This is a genomic window from Bradyrhizobium sp. STM 3843, assembly GCF_000239815.1.
Taxonomy (GTDB): domain Bacteria; phylum Pseudomonadota; class Alphaproteobacteria; order Rhizobiales; family Xanthobacteraceae; genus Bradyrhizobium.
Window position 1 is genome coordinate 1 of the sequence record NZ_CAFK01000302.1, and the last position, 17,783, is coordinate 17,783.

The 17,783-nt window shown below is 64.8% G+C and carries 16 protein-coding genes; 10 read left to right on the forward strand and 6 right to left on the reverse strand.

Going from position 1 to position 17,783, the window contains the following annotated elements:
* The 4 genes from BRAS3843_RS32075 to BRAS3843_RS32090 form a co-directional block, all read left to right on the forward strand.
* Positions 1–573: ATP-binding cassette domain-containing protein (locus BRAS3843_RS32075; RefSeq protein ID WP_035983524.1), on the forward strand; the 573-nt coding region annotated here is incomplete at its 5' end.
* On the forward strand, positions 570–3,140 hold the full coding sequence (locus tag BRAS3843_RS32080; protein ID WP_008973372.1) for an FtsX-like permease family protein: 2,571 nt from the start codon (positions 570–572) through the stop codon (positions 3,138–3,140). The genes BRAS3843_RS32075 and BRAS3843_RS32080, both read left to right, overlap by 4 nt.
* A 261-nt stretch (positions 3,141–3,401) precedes the next feature.
* Positions 3,402–4,196, forward strand: a complete 795-nt coding sequence (locus tag BRAS3843_RS32085; protein WP_008973373.1) for a Bax inhibitor-1/YccA family protein — start codon at positions 3,402–3,404, stop codon at positions 4,194–4,196.
* A 157-nt stretch (positions 4,197–4,353) separates the two neighbouring features.
* Positions 4,354–4,881: a GNAT family N-acetyltransferase gene (locus tag BRAS3843_RS32090; RefSeq protein ID WP_008973374.1), complete on the forward strand. Its 528-nt coding sequence runs from the start codon at positions 4,354–4,356 to the stop codon at positions 4,879–4,881.
* Between the two features lie 151 nt (positions 4,882–5,032).
* Here BRAS3843_RS32090 and BRAS3843_RS32095 read toward each other — a convergent pair whose 3' ends face one another.
* From BRAS3843_RS32095 to acnA, 3 genes are all read right to left on the reverse strand, one after another.
* Complete coding sequence (locus BRAS3843_RS32095) at positions 5,033–5,401, reverse strand: DUF2794 domain-containing protein (RefSeq protein WP_008973375.1); 369 nt, start codon at positions 5,399–5,401, stop codon at positions 5,033–5,035.
* Between the two features lie 448 nt (positions 5,402–5,849).
* A complete protein-coding gene (locus BRAS3843_RS32100) occupies positions 5,850–6,602 on the reverse strand; it encodes a DUF1223 domain-containing protein (RefSeq protein WP_139025042.1) in 753 nt (250 codons plus the stop codon).
* Positions 6,603–6,772: 170 nt separating this feature from the next.
* Positions 6,773–9,490 carry an aconitate hydratase AcnA gene (gene acnA / locus BRAS3843_RS32105; RefSeq protein ID WP_035983527.1) on the reverse strand — a complete coding sequence of 906 codons (2,718 nt, stop codon included), beginning with the start codon at positions 9,488–9,490 and terminating at the stop codon, positions 6,773–6,775.
* 223 nt (positions 9,491–9,713) lie between these two features.
* On the opposite strand from acnA, the gene ccmA reads away from it, so the two are divergent.
* The 5 genes from ccmA (at position 9,714) to BRAS3843_RS32130 (ending at position 12,904) form a co-directional block, all read left to right on the forward strand.
* Positions 9,714–10,319, forward strand: a complete 606-nt coding sequence (ccmA, locus tag BRAS3843_RS32110; RefSeq protein WP_008973379.1) for a heme ABC exporter ATP-binding protein CcmA — start codon at positions 9,714–9,716, stop codon at positions 10,317–10,319.
* Between the two features lie 256 nt (positions 10,320–10,575).
* The gene (gene ccmB / locus BRAS3843_RS32115; protein ID WP_008973380.1) at positions 10,576–11,244 is read left to right on the forward strand and encodes a heme exporter protein CcmB; all 669 of its coding nucleotides are present in this window, start codon (positions 10,576–10,578) and stop codon (positions 11,242–11,244) included.
* Positions 11,245–11,344: 100 nt separating this feature from the next.
* Positions 11,345–12,121, forward strand: a complete 777-nt coding sequence (locus BRAS3843_RS32120; RefSeq protein ID WP_008973381.1) for a heme ABC transporter permease — start codon at positions 11,345–11,347, stop codon at positions 12,119–12,121.
* A gap of 4 nt (positions 12,122–12,125) precedes the next feature.
* Positions 12,126–12,305: a heme exporter protein CcmD gene (gene ccmD / locus BRAS3843_RS32125; RefSeq protein ID WP_008973382.1), complete on the forward strand. Its 180-nt coding sequence runs from the start codon at positions 12,126–12,128 to the stop codon at positions 12,303–12,305.
* Entirely contained in the window at positions 12,302–12,904 is a 603-nt protein-coding gene (locus BRAS3843_RS32130) for a DsbE family thiol:disulfide interchange protein (protein ID WP_008973383.1), read from the forward strand. Before ccmD ends, BRAS3843_RS32130 begins: the two co-directional genes overlap by 4 nt.
* A gap of 272 nt (positions 12,905–13,176) precedes the next feature.
* Here BRAS3843_RS32130 and BRAS3843_RS32135 read toward each other — a convergent pair whose 3' ends face one another.
* Both BRAS3843_RS32135 and ftsY read right to left on the reverse strand, forming a co-directional pair.
* Complete coding sequence (locus BRAS3843_RS32135) at positions 13,177–13,779, reverse strand: septation protein A (RefSeq protein ID WP_008973384.1); 603 nt, start codon at positions 13,777–13,779, stop codon at positions 13,177–13,179.
* Positions 13,780–13,903: 124 nt separating this feature from the next.
* The gene (gene ftsY / locus BRAS3843_RS32140) at positions 13,904–14,851 is read right to left on the reverse strand and encodes a signal recognition particle-docking protein FtsY (protein ID WP_008973385.1); all 948 of its coding nucleotides are present in this window, start codon (positions 14,849–14,851) and stop codon (positions 13,904–13,906) included.
* A gap of 50 nt (positions 14,852–14,901) precedes the next feature.
* On the opposite strand from ftsY, the gene BRAS3843_RS32145 reads away from it, so the two are divergent.
* Complete coding sequence (locus BRAS3843_RS32145; RefSeq protein ID WP_008973386.1) at positions 14,902–15,675, forward strand: RNA pseudouridine synthase; 774 nt, start codon at positions 14,902–14,904, stop codon at positions 15,673–15,675.
* Here BRAS3843_RS32145 and BRAS3843_RS32150 read toward each other — a convergent pair.
* A complete protein-coding gene (locus BRAS3843_RS32150) occupies positions 15,611–17,578 on the reverse strand; it encodes a pectinesterase family protein (RefSeq protein WP_008973387.1) in 1,968 nt (655 codons plus the stop codon). The two genes, BRAS3843_RS32145 and BRAS3843_RS32150, sit on opposite strands and share 65 nt — an antisense overlap.
* Between the last annotated feature and the right edge of the window lie 205 nt (positions 17,579–17,783).

Genomic DNA, 17,783 nt, shown 5'->3' on the forward strand with positions numbered 1-17,783 from the left:
TCGGGATCGGGCAAATCGACGCTGCTGATGGTAATGGCGGGGTTGGAACGTCCGGACAGCGGAGAGGTGGTGGTCAACGGCACCGCTTTCAATGCCCTCGACGAGGATGCGCTGGCGCGGTTCCGCGGCCGGCAGGTCGGGATCGTGTTCCAGTCGTTTCACCTCATCCCGACCATGACGGCGCTGGAGAATGTGGCCGTGCCACTGGAATTGGCGGGAAGCATGGACGCGGCGCAGCGGGCAGCGCAGGAGCTGGAATCGGTCGGTCTCGGCCACCGGCTGCACCACTATCCCAGCCAGCTCTCCGGCGGCGAGCAACAGCGCGTCGCGCTGGCGCGTGCGCTGGCGCCGGATCCCGCCATCCTTGTCGCCGACGAGCCGACCGGCAATCTCGACGAAGCGACCGGCAAGCAGATCATCGACCTTTTGTTCACCAAGCACGCCGAGCGCGGCATGACGCTGGTGCTGGTGACCCATGACAGCTCGCTGGCGCATCGCTGCGACCGCGTGGTGCGGCTGCGCTCCGGGCACATCGAAGGCGATCACAGCAAGGCGCAAGTCGAGAGCGCATGAGCACGATCTCAGAACCGATCGGCGGCAGCCGCGCGACGATGCTGTCCATCCGTTACGCGCTGCGCGAATTGCGCGGCGGCCTGCGCGGCTTCTATGTCTTCATCGCCTGCATCGCGCTCGGCGTGCTTGCGATCGCCGGCGTCGGCTCGGTTGCCGCCAGCCTCAGCGACGGGTTGACACGAGAAGGCCGCACCCTGCTCGGCGGCGACGTCGCCTTCTCGCTGTTTCAGCGCGAAGCCAAACCCGAGGAGGTTGCGTTTCTGCGCGCGCGCGGCGAGGTCTCCCTTGCCGCGACCCTGCGCGCCATGGTGCGCGCTGCCGATGGTCGTCTGGCGCTGGTCGAATTGAAGGCTGTCGATGGCGCCTACCCGCTGCTCGGCAAGCTCGACCTCAAGCCGGCCGTGCCGCTCCCCGATCTGTTCGCCGAGCGCGACGGCGTGTTCGGCGCGGCGGCCGATCCGGCGCTGCTCGCCCGGCTCGACCTCAAGGTCGGCGACATCGTCACGATCGACAACACCCGTTTCCAGATCCGGAGCGCGCTGGAGGCCGAGCCGGACAAGCTGTCCGGCGGCATCGGTCTCGGTCCGCGCTTCCTGGTCAGCGAGGCGGGGCTGCGCGCCACGCAGCTTTTGCAGCCCGGCAGTCTGGTGCGCTGGACCTACCGCGTTCGCCTGCCGGACGCTGCAGCGGACGACCGCGCCACCGCGGCCCTGATCGCCGATGCGCGCGAGGCGGCCCCTTCCGCGGGCTGGGAGATCCGCTCCCGCAGCAACGCCTCGCCGCAACTCGAACGCAATATAACCCGCTTCACCCAGTTCCTGACCCTGGTCGGATTGGCCGCGCTTCTGGTCGGCGGCGTCGGCGTTGCCAATGCCGTCAAGAGCCATGTCGACCGGCGCACGGAAGTGATCGCCGCGTTCAAGGCACTGGGCGCCACCAGCCGCGACGTGTTCGGCATCTATCTCACCCAGGTGATCGTGCTGGCGGGGATCGGCTCGGTGATCGGGCTCTGCGCCGGCGCTGCGCTGCCCTTCGCCATCGTCGGCCTGTTCGGCAAGCTGTTGCCGCTGCCGGTGGTGCCGGCTGTCCATCCCGACGAACTCGCCCTGTCGTTCGTCTACGGCCTGCTCACCGCGCTTGCGTTCGGCCTGTGGCCGCTCGGCCGGGTTCATGACGTGCCGGTGGCCGCGCTGTTCCGTGAAGCCGTGATTGCCGAATTTCATCGGCCGCGCTGGCGCTATCTTGCCTTGATAGCCGCGGTGGTGGCGCTTCTGATCGCGGTCGTGATCGGACTGGCCTATGACAAGCGGATCGCAGCGATCTTCGTACTGGCATCTGTGCTGGTGTTTGCGCTGTTGCGTGGCATCGCCGCGCTGGTGATGGCTGTCGCCCGCCGACTGCCGCGCAGCCGCTTTCCCATGCTGCGGCTGGCGATCACCAACATCTACCGGCCCGGCGCATTGACGCCCTCGGTGGTGCTCTCGCTCGGCTTGGGCCTCGCGGTGCTGGTGACCATTACTCAGATTGACGGCAATCTGCGTCGGCAGTTTCTCGCGCAGCTGCCGGACCAGGCGCCTTCGTTCTTCTTCATCGATATTCCCTCGACGGAGGCCGACCGCTTCGGCGATTTCCTCGGGCAGATCGCGCCGAACGCGAAGGTCGAGGAGGTGCCGATGCTGCGCGGGCGCATCGTCTCGGCCCGCGGCGTGCGCGCCGAGGACATCAAGGCCTCGCCGGACGCCGAATGGGTGCTGCAGAGCGACCGCGGCCTGACCTACACAGGCGAGGTGCCGAAAGGCTCCAAAGTGGTCGAAGGCGAATGGTGGGGCTCCAACTACGTCGGACCGCCGCTGGTCTCGATCGAGAAGCGGATCGCCGACGGCATGGGGCTGAAGGTCGGTGACGAGATCGTGGTGAACGTGCTCGGGCGCGACATCACCGCCCATATCGGCAACATGCGCAATATCGATTGGCAGGGACTCGGCATCAATTTCGTGCTGGTGTTCTCGCCCGGCGCCTTCAAAGGCGCGCCGCACACCCACGTCGCAACATTGACCGAAGCGCGTTCCGATGTCGCAGACGACGCGCAGATCATCAAGAAGGTGGCGGATGCGTTTCCGATGGTGACCAGCGTGCGGGTGCGCGAAGTGATGGAGACGATCGGCGGGGTGGTCGCCAATCTGGCGCTCGCGATCCGCGGAGCGAGCGCCGTCAACCTGATCTCGGCAATTCTGGTCCTGGGTGGCGCCCTGGCGGCCGGCCACCGTCACCGGGTTTACGATGCCGTGATCCTGAAGACACTGGGAGCGACGCGGCTGCGGCTGCTCGGCGCCTATGGGTTGGAATATCTCATGATCGGCCTCGCCACGGCGGTATTCGGGGTCATCGCCGGCTCGGTGGCGGCCTGGCTGATCGTGACGCGGCTGATGACCTTGAGTTTCGTCTGGCAGGCCGGCAGTGCCGCCCTGGTGGTCCTGGCCGCCCTGATCGTGACGGTCGGCCTCGGCCTGTTGGGCACGCTGTTGGCGCTGAGCCAGAAACCCGCCTCAGTCTTGCGAAATTTATGAAATTGCGCGGCTTTCGGCCGCACGGTTAAGGCGATTTGAGGCGCAAAATCGCGTGCGGAGCGACATTCGGCCGCGCGTGGAAGCTTGCAGCGAATATGCTAGTTTCCCATTTAACCGATGGGTTCAGAGGCCACACCAACGGGCAAATTTGCAGATGACGCAGATTTCATGTTGGACAGGTGGTATCTGAGATAGGTTTTTCGAGAGCCGACGGAACGATCCCACAGACGAGCCGCCGGACAACCAAACGGGAATTCGACCATGTCGGATCTAGACCGCAACTATACTTCTCCCTTCGGCCGGGTCGCCGGGCGGGCTGACGCCGCAACCGTCGATGCCGGGCTGCGCGCCTATATGCTGCGCATCTACAATTACATGAGCATCGGCTTGGCCATCACCGGCCTTGCCGCGCTCGGCGTGTACATGGCCGCCGTCACCGGCGACCCTTCCGCCGCCGTCGCCAGGTTCGGCAACAACGTGTACCTGACCCAGTTCGGCTACGCGATGTTCGTGAGCCCGCTGAAATGGCTGTTCATCCTGGCGCCGCTCGCCATGGTGTTCGCGATCTCGGCCGGCATCAACCGCTTGGCGCCGTCGACTGCCCAGCTGCTGTTCTGGGTGTTCTCGGCGCTGATGGGCATCTCGCTGTCGTCGATCTTCCTGGTGTACACTCACACCTCGATCGTGCGCGTGTTCTTCATCACGGCGGCGACGTTCGGTGCGCTGAGCCTCTACGGCTACACGACCAAGCGTGACATGACCGGGTTCGGCTCCTTCCTGTTCATGGGCCTGATCGGCATCGTGATCGCGAGCCTCGTCAACATCTTCCTGGCAAGCTCGGCGCTGCAGTTCTTTGTGTCGATCATCGGCGTGTTCGTGTTCGCCGGCCTCACCGCCTGGGATACGCAGCGGCTGAAGAACGAGTACATCTACGGCTACGCCTCGGCCGGCGGCGACATCGCCGAGCGCGCGGCGATCACCGGCGCATTGTCGCTGTACTTGAACTTCATCAACCTGTTCACGCTGCTCCTGCAGCTGCTCGGCCAGCGCGACTGACGTCACGCCAGCTGACCTGTTCAAAGCCCCGGCGCCAGCCGGGGCTTTTTCTTTGCCGCTGTCCGCCCGATCCGACACGTCGCCGCACGTTGTGCTCAACGCGGTCATGTCCGCGAACATCGTTGAACAAGACCTGTCCGCTGCTATTGTTCAAGCCATGTCCGAACTTGAAATCCGTCCGGCCGTCGAAGCCGACCTTGCCGCTATTACCGCGATCTACGCGCAAGCCGTGCGCGAAGGAACAGCCACCTTCGAACTCGAGCCGCCGGCCCTGACTGAGATGACGCAGCGCTTCCGCGCGTTGACCGACGGCGGCTTTCCCTATTTCGTCGCCATGCTCGACGGAGCGATCGCCGGCTATGCTTATGCCGGCGCCTACCGGCCGCGGCCGGCCTATCGCTTCACCGTCGAAAACTCGGTCTATCTCGATCCTGCGAGCCATCGCCGCGGCGTCGGCCTACGGCTGATGCAGCGGCTGATCTCGGAATGCGAGGCGAGAGGCTTCCGGCAGATGATCGCGGTGATCGGCGATTCCGCCAACGCCGCCTCGATCGGCTTGCACACCCGATGCGGCTTCCAGATGATCGGCACGCATCCCAATGTCGGGCTGAAGTTCGGCCGCTGGCTCGACACCGTGATGATGCAGCTTGCGCTTGGCGAGGCGGCGACGACGGTGCCGGCCTAGGCCATCTCGAGCTCATTCCGGGCCCCGCGAAGCGGTGAGCCCGGAATGTCAAACGAGAGACGAGATCTAACCACTCCGAGATTCCTGGTTCGATGCTCGCGCATCGCGCAGGAATGACGACGTCGGGATCGTCCGGAATACTGGGGCTGAGCTAGACCAGAGCCGGCTTGCGGTCGATGACCAGCAACACGCGCTCCAGCTCATGCCCGCGGCGCAGGATGAGTCCGGTGGCCGAGATCACACTGTACATGCCCTGTTTGCGGGCGAGCCGCGGGTCTTTCTCGATCCGATACAGCGGCACTTCGGAAGCCCGGCGGAACACTGAAAACACCGCGCGGTCGCGCAGGAAGTCGATCGAATAATCCCGCCACTCGCCGTCGGCGACCATGCGGCCATACAGATTCAAGATGCGATTGAGTTCGAGGCGATTGAACGTCACCCGGTTGGGAACCGCCGCGGCGGCGTTGCGGGCCGCGGCGCGGTTCTCGCTGGGATCGGCATCCTCCGGTATCAAATGCATCGCGCCTCTCCTGTCATCGTCGTGACATGATCACCTCAACCCTCCGGCGCCGCAAGGGGGCTTTCTCGCAACGCCGCTCATGGATCGGAGAGCATCCGGGCAAAATACCCGTCACGGGATCGTTAGCAGAGTCATAATGACGCCCCACTTCCGCCCAGCGACCGCCCCTCCCATCTAGCATAAAGTTCGTGTGCGTTGGCCCGGTCCTTTCGGTTCCGGATTCCTCAGCCCCCAGCCCCCCGGGGTCGTCAGGATCGGGCCTATTCGCACGCAAAGACAAAGGGCCAACGTAAGTTGGTCCTTTTGTTTTAGGTGGCCCTGTTCTGACGACTCGTGGTTTTTTGGAACCCGATAGCGCGCAGGGGACCGGGCTAGCCTCGGCGCTCGGACAAAACTGTCCCGAGACCGTCCTTGGACGGGCGGAGCCGCTGGTAGGCCGAATGGGACGTCAGTGGAGTTCGGTAAAGGCCGCGCCGAGCATCGGGCCGGGGCGATCGCGCGTGCCGTCCTGCACATAGACCACAGCGCCGTCGACGCCGTCATGGGCGATCTTGTCGATGGGCACGCTCCAATGTCCCGGCATCCCGTTCCAGTCGCCAACCTTCAAGAGATTGCGCACGACGTTGTAATAGGTCAGCTCGTGGCCGCTATTTTCGCCCCGGCTGATCGAGATCGGGACCGCCTTGGAAATCGAGCAGAGCCACACCTCGCCATGCTTGTGCAAGGCCTGCTCGTTGGCGGCGGCGACGCTCACGGTCAGCTCATGGCCCTGGATAGCCATACTGACAGGTACCGACATCACCGCGCCGCCATGGGTCGTGTCATCGATCGCGCCTTCGATCGCCTCGCGATCGCTGCCGATGACGTGAACGGCGCCATTGACGACCGCCTGCGGGGTGTAGACCTCGCGGTCGCCGCGCATCCGGGAATAGGCCCGCTGGCGGGCCGAAAACCGCGAATCGGCCAAAGTGTCTTTCCAGCCGAGATAGTCCCAGTAATCGATCGGCATGCTCATGGCGATCACGGACGGGTCCTGGGCCAGTTCGCCGAGCACCTTGTCCGCGGGCGGGCAGGATGAGCAACCTTGGGATGTAAAAAGCTCGACGACTGCGCGAGGATTGGCATCAGCCGGCCGGATGATAGCGATGATCGCACAGACCCCGACCGCCGCACCCGACCACCAAGACGTCTTACCAGCCATCATCCCTGCCATATCTGCATACTACCTGTCGCACCTTGCCGCGTTCGCGATGTCTTGAAGGCCCCTCGTCGTTCGATGGTATACCGAACACAAAAGAGGCGGCCTTTGTCATAGGCCGCCTCTGGCATCACCTGCTACTCACTTCAGAGTGAGCCAATCTGTCGCACCGATCAGGCCGCGAGCTTGCGCAGCACGTAGTGGAGAATGCCGCCGTTTCGGTAGTAGTCGAGCTCGTCGAGCGTATCGATCCGGCATAGCAGCGGGACCTGCTGGGTCGCGCCGTCAGCCGAAACGATCTCGGCCGTCAGCGTCTGGCGCGGCTTGAGGTCGCCTTCCAGGCCCTTGATGGTGACCTTTTCATCACCTTTGAGCCCGAGCGACTGCCACGAGGCGCCGTCCTGGAAGGTCAGGGGCAGCACGCCCATGCCGACCAAGTTGGAGCGGTGGATGCGCTCGAAGCTCTGGCAGATCACGGCCCGGACGCCCAAGAGCCGGGTACCTTTCGCAGCCCAGTCGCGCGAGGATCCGTTGCCGTATTCGGCGCCGGCGAACACCACCAGCGGCACGCCCTCGGCCTGGTACTTCATGGCGGCGTCGTAGATCGACATCTGCTCGCCATCCGGCCAGTGCTTGGTCAGGCCGCCTTCGGGAATGTTGCCGTCGGCGCCCTTCAGCATAAAGTTCTTGATGCGGATGTTGGCGAAGGTGCCGCGCATCATGACCTCGTGATTGCCGCGGCGGGTACCGTACTGGTTGAAGTCCGCCGGGCGCACCTGATGCTCGCTGAGGAACTGGCCGGCGGGCGAGGTCAGCTTGATCGACCCGGCCGGCGAGATGTGGTCGGTGGTGATCTTGTCGCCGAACAGCGCCAGGACGCGGGCGTCGATCACATCCTTGATCGGCTCCGGCTCCTTCTTCATGCCCTCGAAATAAGGCGGGTTCTGCACATAGGTCGAGCCCATGTTCCAGCGATAGGTCTCGCTCTCGACCGTCTTGATCTTGCGCCAGTTGGTGTCGCCCTTGAACACGTCGGCGTAGCGCTTCTTGAAGATCGACGCCTTGACGTACTTCTTCATGAAGTCATTGATCTCTTTGGTCGTCGGCCAGATGTCCTTTAGATAGACCGGCTTCTTGTCCTTGCCGATGCCGATCGGCTCGACCGCGAGATCCTTGGTCACGCTGCCGGCGAGCGCATAGGCCACCACCAGCGGCGGCGAGGCGAGATAGTTGGCCTGGACGTCCGGCGAGACGCGGCCCTCGAAGTTGCGGTTGCCCGACAGCACGGCGGCCGCAACGATGCCGTTGTCGTTGATTGACTTGGAGATCTCCTCGGGCAGCGGGCCGGAATTGCCGATGCAGGTGGTGCAGCCGAAGCCGACCAGGTTGAAGCCAACCTTGTCGAGGTCCTTCTGCAGGCCCGAATTGGCGAGATACTCAGCCACGACCTGGCTGCCCGGGGCGAGCGAGGTCTTCACCCATGGCTTGGCCTTCAGCCCTTTGGCAGCCGCATTGCGCGCCAGCAGACCGGCACCGATCAGCACGCTCGGATTCGAGGTGTTGGTGCAGGAGGTGATCGCCGCGATCACCACATCGCCATGACCGAGCTCGAAATCGCGGCCCTCGACCGGGAAACGCTGGCTGGCATCGGACTTCTTGTATTCGCCTGACAGCGCAGTGGAGAAACCTTCAGCAACCGACGGCAGCGCGATGCGGCCTTCGGGCCGCTTCGGACCGGCCATCGATGGCACGACATCGGCCAGATCGAGCGTCAGCGTCTCGGTGAAGACCGGATCGGGCGACTTGGCGGTGCGGAACAGGCCCTGCGCCTTGGCATAGGCCTCGACCAGCGCGACCCGCGCCGATTTGCGGCCGGAGACCTTCAGGTAATCGATCGTCGCGGCATCGACCGGGAAGAAGCCGCAGGTCGCACCGTACTCGGGAGCCATGTTGCCGATCGTCGCCTTGTCGGCGACCGACAGGTTGTCGAGGCCGGGGCCGAAGAACTCGACGAATTTGCCGACGACGCCGAGCTTGCGCAGCATCTGGGTCACGGTCAGCACGAGGTCGGTGGCGGTGACCCCTTCCTTCAATGCACCAGTGAGCTTGAAACCCACCACGTCAGGCAGCAGCATCGACAGCGGCTGGCCGAGCATGCAGGCCTCGGCCTCGATGCCGCCGACGCCCCAGCCGAGCACGGCGAGGCCGTTCACCATGGTGGTGTGGGAGTCGGTGCCGACCAGCGAGTCCGGATAGGCGACCTCGAAGGTGCCCTTGGTGCGGCCGACCGTCATCTTCTCCTTCTTGGTCCAGACCGTCTGCGCCAGATATTCCAGATTGACCTGGTGGCAGATGCCGGTGCCGGGCGGCACCACCGAGAAGTTGGTGAAGGCCTTCTGGCCCCATTTCAGGAATTCGTAACGCTCCTGGTTCTGCTTGTATTCCTCGGCCACGTTCTTCGAGAACGCCTTGTTGTCGCCGAAGAAGTTCACGATCACGCTGTGGTCGATGACGAGGTCGACCGGCACCAGCGGATTGATCTTCTCGGCGTCGCCGCCAAGCTTCTGCATCGCGTTGCGCATGGCGGCGAGATCGACCACCGCCGGCACGCCGGTGAAATCCTGCATCAGCACGCGCGCCGGGCGGAAGGCGATCTCGTGCTCCAGCGTCTTCTTCTTCAACCACTTGGCGACGGCGAGGATGTCGTCCTTGGTGACGCTGCGGCCGTCCTCGTTGCGCAACAGATTCTCGAGCAGCACCTTCATCGAATAAGGCAGCTTGGAAATGTCCTTCAGACCGTTCTTCTCTGCGGCGGCCAGGCTGTAATAAACATAAGACTTCGTACCGACCCGAAGGGTCTTGCGGCTCTTGAAGCTGTCGAGCGAGGTCATGCGTGGAAATCCCAATTGATCGTTATACCCGGACCGGGTACCCAAGGACCGTCAGCGCAAAGCGCCGGATGGCTTGCAGCGGGGGGTTTGATGCTGCATCAAGCCCGGGCTTATAGAAGCTTTCTAACTGCGCCGCCACAGTGACAAGCAAGTCGCGAGGTGGCGTCACCCACAAATTCTGAAGCGGTAGCCATCAGATTCAGAGGGCTGTAACGGACTGGCGATGCGGCTGTTGGGAAGCGATGTCAGATGTGTGCGCGGCGGGCGCGAGGTGTTCGCCGGGCTCTCTTTCCAGGCAGCGGCCGGAGAAGCCGTGGCGGTCACCGGGCGCAACGGTTCGGGCAAGACCTCGCTGCTGCGACTGATCGCGGGCCTGCTGCTGCCGGCCGGCGGCAGCATCGCCATCGAAGGCGGCGAGACCGAGCTGACCGTTGCCGAACAGGCGCATTATCTCGGCCATCGCGATGCGCTCAAACCTGCGCTCAGCGTCGATGAGAACCTGTCGTTCTGGTCCGACTTCCTCGGCGGCGGCGCTGCTCGTCCCACGGCCGACTGTCTCGCCGCGGTCGGTTTGGCCCATGCCGCCGAACTGCCCGCCGCTTATCTGTCCGCCGGTCAGCGCCGCCGCCTGTCGCTGGCCCGGCTGCTCGCCATGCCCCGTCCACTCTGGCTCCTGGACGAGCCGACCAATGCGCTTGATGTCGCGGGACAGGCGATGTTCGCAGAGCTCATGCGCGCGCATCTGGCCGGCGGCGGACTGATCATCGCGGCGACCCACGGCCCACTCGGGATCGACGCGCGCGAACTGCGGATCGGGGGTGTGGGGTGACGGAGCCACGTTCATTTTCGGCCGGACTGACTGCTTCAGTGAGATTCGCCGCATCGGCAGGACGCGCTCTCCTCCCCTCCCCCTTGCGGGGAGGGGTCGGGGGTGGGGGTCCACAGCGGCAGCATCGGTTGGGGGCTACCCCCCTCCCCGACCCTCCCCCCGCAAGGGGGGGAGGGAGCAGACTGAGGATGCCTCACGGCTGCCTTCCAACTCGCAGTGGTCGCGGCCACTGCTCGCATCTGCAGGCCCGCCCCGCATGACCGCTCTCGGAGCCCTCATCCGTCGCGACATCAGGATCGCGCTGCGTGTCGGCGGCGGCGCGCTGATCGGCGTCTTGTTTTTCCTGACCGTGGTCGTGCTGATGCCGTTTGCGGTCGGGCCCGACCTTGTGCTCCTGACCCGGCTCGGCCCTGCGATCCTCTGGCTTGGCGCGTTGCTCGCGAGCCTGCTCACGCTCGACCGCCTGTTCACCGCCGATCACGAGGACGGCTCGCTCGACCTGATTGTGATGAGCCGCACGCCGCTGGAGCTCGCCTGCGCCGCCAAGGCGCTGGCGCACTGGATCGCCGCCGGCCTGCCGCTGGTCGTTGCGACGCCCGTGCTCGGCCTCCTGCTCAACCTCGATGCGGTCGCGACCGGCGCGGTGGCGCTGACCCTGCTTGCTGGCACACCGGCGCTGACCTTCATCGGCATGATCGGCGCCGCGCTGGCCGTCACCATGCATCGCGGCGGCCTGCTGCTCGCCGTGCTGGTGCTGCCGCTGTCGATCCCGGTGCTGATCTTCGGCGTTGCGGCGTCGCAGGCCGCGATCGTCGGCCCGCTGCCGTTCGGCGCGCCGTTCTCGATTCTTTGCGCCCTCTCTCTGATGAGCTTCGTGGTGGGTCCTTTTGCCGCGGCTGCGAGCCTGCGTCACGGGCTGGACTGACCGGCTGGCGGCACCCGGTTCCGGCTTGACCCGTATCAACTCTTCTAGAGGGGTTCTATGCTGATTGCCTGCAGCCGTTCAGGCCTTTAACAGGATGCCGATGACCCTGATCGACCTCGCCAACCCGACCCGGTTCCTCGCGCTGGTGGCGCGCCTGTTGCCATGGCTCGCGGTCGTCACGGCCGTCCTGCTGGCCGCCGGTCTCTATCTCTCCGCACTGGCGCCGGACGATTACCAGCAAGGGGCCACCGTCAAGATCATGTTCATCCACGTTCCGAACGCGTGGCTGTCGATGTTCGTCTGGGGGATCATGAGCGTCGCCTCGCTCGGCACCCTGGTATGGCGGCACCCTCTCGCCGATGTTGCCGCAAAGGCGGCTGCACCGATCGGCGCCAGCTTCACCTTCCTGGCCCTGCTCACCGGCTCGCTCTGGGGCCGGCCGATGTGGGGCACCTACTGGGAATGGGACGCGCGGCTGACCTCGGTCCTGATCCTGTTTCTGATGTATCTCGGCCTGATCGCGCTGTGGCGCGCGGTCGAGGACCCGACCCGGGCCGCGCGTGCCGCCGCGGTGCTCACGCTGGTCGGCGCGATCAATCTTCCGATCATCAAGTTCTCGGTCGACTGGTGGAATACGCTGCATCAGCCAGCCTCGGTGATGCGGATGGGCGGTCCCACACTCGACAAGGCGTTCCTGATTCCGCTGCTGGTGATGGCGATCGCCTTCACGTTCCTGTTCCTGACACTGCATGTCGCGGCGATGCGCAACGAGATCCTGCGCCGGCGGGTGCGCAGCCTGCAGATGATGCAGGCGCGCAGCGTTTCGAGCGACGTCTCGCCCGGCGGCGCGTCCGGCCAGATTGCAGGAGCGGTGTAGTCATATGGATCTCGGGCCCTACACCTCTTTCATCGCCTCGTCCTACCTCGCGGTCGCGCTGGTCGTCCTGCTGCTGATCCTCTGGATCGGAATCGACTATCGCACCCAGAAGGCGCGGCTGCGTACCCTCGAACAGAGCGGCGTCAGCCGGCGCTCCGGCCGTGCCGCGACGGAGGTCCGATGACCGAGCTTAGCCAACAGGCCCCGGAGGCCGCGCCGCGCCGCCGTTCGCTGCTGATGCTGCTGCCGCTCGTGCTGTTTCTCGCGCTGGCCGTGCTGTTCTGGTTCCGGCTCGGCAGCGGCGATCCCTCGCGCATTCCATCCGCCCTGATCGGCCATCCGGCACCGCAGACCCAGCTGCCGCCGCTGGACGGGCTGGCCAATGATGGCCGAGCCGTGCCCGGGCTGGACCCTGCGGCCTTCAAGGGCAAGGTCAGCATCGTGAACGTCTGGGCCTCCTGGTGCGTGCCCTGCCATGACGAGGCGCCGCTCCTGGTCGAACTCGGCCATGACAAGCGCTTCCAGGTCGTCGGCATCAACTACAAGGATGCCGCCGACAATGCGAGGCGTTTCCTCGGCCGCTACGGCAACCCCTACGATGTCGTCGGAGTCGACGGCAATGGCCGCGCGGGAATCGAATGGGGCGTCTATGGCGTGCCGGAGACCTTCATCGTCGGGCGCGAGGGCACCATCGTCTACAAGCTGGTCGGCCCGATCACGGCTGACAACATCAACGCGGTGCTGAAGCCTGAAATCGAGAAGGCGTTGCAGGCGGGGTCGTAGCCAGGCGCGAAGCTATTCCTTCGATTCCGCAGTCGTGGCCCGCGCAGGCGGGCGATCCAGTACGCCGTGACGGTTCAGTGACCCACGAAAGCCGCGGCGTACTGGATCATCCGCCTTCGCGGATGATGACCCTGAGTATGAGGCGCAAGCGCACCGTCGCACGGGGTGAGATGGTTCGGGTCGTTCCGGGCAACGCGAAGCATTGAACCCGAATCTCGAGATTCCGGGTTCGCTCGCCGACGCGCGCGCCCGGGAATGACAGCGCCGGAAAACTAGCCCTTGCTGACGTCGCCCGCATCGACCTCGCTCTCCTCGAGCGACACCGGCTCAATGTGATAGCGCTTGATCAGCGGCATCTGCGTGATCGCGAAGATGGTCGTGATCGGGATCACACCGAACGCCTTGAAGCCGACCCAGAAATCCGTGCTCTGGGTGCGCCAGACCGCTTCGTTCAGCACCGCCATCGCGGCAAAGAACAGCGCCCAGCGGAAGGTAAGGATGCGCCAGCCGGTCGGCGTCAGGTTGAACATCTGATCGAACATGATCGCGATGAAGGAGCGGTTGAACAGCAGGCCGCCGCCGAGCACGGCCGCAAACAGGCCGTAGATGATGGTCGGCTTGACCTTGATGAAGGTCTCGTCATGCAGCACCAAGGTCAGCGTGCCGAACACCAGCACGACGACGCCGGTGACCAGCGCCATGATCGGCACGTGCTTGGTCACGAGATAGGACGCGATCATGGCCACCACGATCGCAACCATGAACGCGCCCGTGGCTGCGAACAGCTGAAACTTGGCATTCACGACAAAGAACACGAGCAGCGGACCGAGTTCGGTCGCAAGCTTGAAGAGCGGATGCGGCTGCGTCTTGTCCATGTCATTTCCTGTTGGCCGTCATCACCCGAAAAGGGAGTGACCGGATATTCTGACGATCTGGCGTCCACCGTGAGCGGAGCGGCGCACTGCATGCCCTGCTTGCGCGGCGCATGACAAGCGAAAACTAGTCCTCGATGCCCGCAATCGCGCGGGCGAAATCCCTTGCTGCAAACGGAGAGAGATCGTCGACACCCTCGCCGACGCCGATGAAGTGAACAGGCAGTTTGAACTTCTCGGAAAGCGCCACCAGGATGCCGCCGCGCGCGGTGCCGTCGAGCTTGGTCATGACCAGGCCGGTGACCCCTGCGGTACGATGAAATGCCTCAACCTGCGACAGCGCATTTTGTCCCACCGTCGCATCCAGCACGAGCAGCACGGCATGCGGCGCCGTCGCGTCGACCTTGCGAATGACACGCACCACCTTTTCCAGCTCGTTCATCAGCTCGGCTTTGTTCTGCAGCCGGCCGGCGGTGTCGATCAGGAGGATGTCGCGGCCCTGTTCCTTCGCGGCCGTGATCGCGTTGAAGGCGAGGCTCGCGGCATCCGAGCCTTGCGCCCCCGCGATCACCGGCGCCTTGGTGCGCTCGCCCCAGACCTTGAGCTGCTCTATGGCGGCGGCGCGGAAGGTATCGCCGGCGGCCAGCATCACCTGCTTGCCTTCGGCGACGAATGTCGCCGCGAGCTTGCCGATCGTGGTGGTCTTGCCCGAGCCGTTGACGCCGACGACAAGGATAACGAAAGGTTTACGGGCGGTATCGACCTCGAGCGGCTTCGCCACCGGCGCCAGTACCTTCTCGACCTCGGTCGCCACCACCGACTTGACCTCATCGGCGCTGATCGCCTTGTCGTAACGGCCGGCACCGACCGCCTCCGCAATCCGCGCGGCCACCTGCGTTCCGAGATCGGCGCGCAGCAGCACGTCCTCGATATCCTCGAGCATCGCGCGGTCGAGCTTGCGCTTGGTGACGAGATCGGCGACGGCCGTGCCCAGCGCGCCCGAGGTGCGCTTGAGCCCGGCCGACAACCGCCGCCACCAGGAGAGTTTCGGGGTTTCGGAGGTGGTATCGTTCATAGCGTGGTGTTAGCCCTTCCCTCCCGCAAACGAAAGCCTTGATCCGACGTATGGATATCGAACAGCCCACCGACGACGAGATGCTGGCCCGCGTGCTCCATCGCGACGGCCTGATGCTGGTGATCGACAAGCCGGCCGGCATTCCCGTGCACAAGGGCCCCAAGGGCGGACCCAATTTGGAGGCCTCGTTCGACGCGCTGCGCTTCGGCCTGCCGCGACCGCCGGTCTTGGCCCATCGGCTGGACAAGGAAACTTCGGGATGCCTGGTGCTCGGACGCCATCGCAAGGCAACGGCCTCGCTCGGGCTTTTGTTCAAACACGGCAAGATTTCCAAGACCTATTGGGCCGTGGTCGAGGGTGGTCCCACCGAGGACGAAGGCACCATCGAGCTGCCGCTCGGCCGACGCAACGCCGAACGCGGCTGGTGGCAGAAGCCGGATCCGGAAGGGCAGCCGGCCATCACGAAATGGCGGGTATTGGGACGGAGCTCATCTCGCGCGAATGTGCAGGCGGACTCGTCCAGCTCCGCTGCGACCCCTTCCCGCCCTGGAGGGGAGGTGACACAAAACCTGACCTGGCTCGCCATGGAACCGGTGACCGGCCGGACCCATCAATTGCGCGTGCATGCGGCAGCCATGGGCTGGCCGATCGTCGGTGACAACATCTACGGCAACGGTCCACGCTTCGGCGAACCGCGGCTGCATCTGCATGCGCGCGAGATTTCGATCCCGCTCTCGAAGAACAAGCCGCCGGTGCAGGTCACCGCACCGGTTCCGGCGCACATGATGGAACGGCTGCAGCAATGCGGCTTCCCGGGAGCCTGAGCATCGCGATCGCGGCGCTCAGCGCCAATCGCCAGGCTCGCCGGCCGGCGGGTCGCTGCTCGGCATGGCGCCGGTCACGCGCCGCCGACGGGCCGATCACATTGCTCGAAGCGGCGGGGACCCGACCATCGCGGAGATAGCGGAAGACGAAGGGGCCACCGAAATCGGGCAACGTGAATGCGAGCCTCCCGGTGGTGCCCTCGCCAACGGTCTGACGGGACACCAGGCGACGCTCCGCCTCTCGCGGCAGCACCACCCCATCATCGTCGTCATCGGCCGTGAACAGACCGATCACATCGCGCACGGAATGTCCGGCCGGCGCGCTCCAATTCACGGTGACGGCAGAGCCGAGCGGAACAGCGCCGACGGTCGGACCGGGCGCCACGCCGGCAGGCGTCGCATTGACCGTGTAGGGGACCCAGCCGCCCAGCACGAACGCCGGATCGCGATACTGCGCCGCGATTCCGGGCAGGATCTGCAGCGAACAGGGCAGACGACGACTGGTGTCGACTGGGTTGCCACCAAGGTCCGTACTGCCGAATTCCCAGAAATGCACCAGCAGTGCATTGGCGCAGCTGACCGTGTTCGGATTGAGCTGGAAGCCCGCCGGGATGATCATGCCGTCCATCGCATTGTCGATGAACACGGCTTCGCTGTAGGGAAAGCGCAGCGGCTCGATGCGGCTGAGATAAGTGGCGCCGTCGGGCACGCCGGCGGCGCGGGTGAACCGGTTGCCGACATAGACGAAGCCATGGACGGTGTTGTCGTTGCGGACCTGGGACAGGTAGCCGGTGTGGAGCAATCTCAGCTCGTTGTTCTGAAAAAACGCCGCGCCGGTGCCCCAGGTGAAATCCACGTCCCCCGCGATCAGGCTGTTGGTGACGAATCCGGAGGTCTGCAGCCGCAGCGTATCCTGGAAGCTCGAGAGCGTGACCCGGTTGAGCAGGATGCGCGCATTGTTGCCCCGGAACGCTTCGGCCTGGGTGCCGCCATAGGGCGTGGTGTTGTGCAGCGTGATGTTCTCCAGCGTGAAGTCCGAGGCCTCCACGCCGAACAGGGCCCGCCAACAATTGTAGAGATCCGGCGTGCCGGGGATGCGGCGCTGCGGACATTGATTGCTGCTGTTGGAGACCGGCGCGACGTTGAAATGATCGTTGTTCGGATATTGGATGACGGTGGCGTCGCGATCCTCGCCGCGAACGGTGATGAAGGGCTTGTCGGCCGAGACATAGTCGATCTCGTTATAGGCGCCAGGCTTCACCGCGATCGTCACCGGCCGCGCATTGTTGGCGGGCACGAGGTCGATTGCACCCTGCACGGTGCAGACGTCTCCGCTGCCGTCAGCCGCAACGGTGATCCGATCGCGCTGCTGCTGCCGCGGGGCATGCCTGGTGGTGAAGCGCCACGCGCCGGGGCTCACGCCGCCGAATCCCTCGGCCGCACTCAGCACCGACGGATCGACCGTGACCGTGTATCTTGTGTCATAGGCAAGCTGCCGATGCAGTGTGATGATCGCATCGTTGCCGCTGACCAGAACCGGAAAGTAGTTGAACTGATGCACCACGCCGCTGTCCGACACCGCGCCGCCGATCGGCCGCTGCGCGTCGGCGGGATTGGCAAGATCGATGCTGTCGACCAGCGTGCCGTCCTCGGTCAGCACGCGGATCGTCCCCGTATTGCCGACGGTCGGCGGGTTGGCGAAGGTGATGGACAGCTGCGGATCGGCGCAGACATGACGCGCTCCCGGCAGCGGCGACAGGTCCGCCGCCAGGGCAGCGCCATCCGTCAGAAGGAGCAGAAGTGCGCTGGCGGCGAGCAACATCCAGCCACGTCCCAGTTCGGCGATGAAAGGCAGCTGAAACGGCGCGAGCAAACTCCCCCGCAGAGATACGTCTGATCTCATGGCGTCCACCCATTCATGGCTTCCATTCCGAAGCTCGTTTTATGGGTGCAACCTAAGCGGATTTTCGCGCTGGAATTGATCCATTGATTGACTTGATCGATGCGGAGTGAGCATCACTGCCGGCGGTGTGCATTGCATCGTTCGGCACCGGACGGCCTTTGCTCGATTTTGCCGGACCAGACCTCCGAGCTGGCAATCAGGCGCG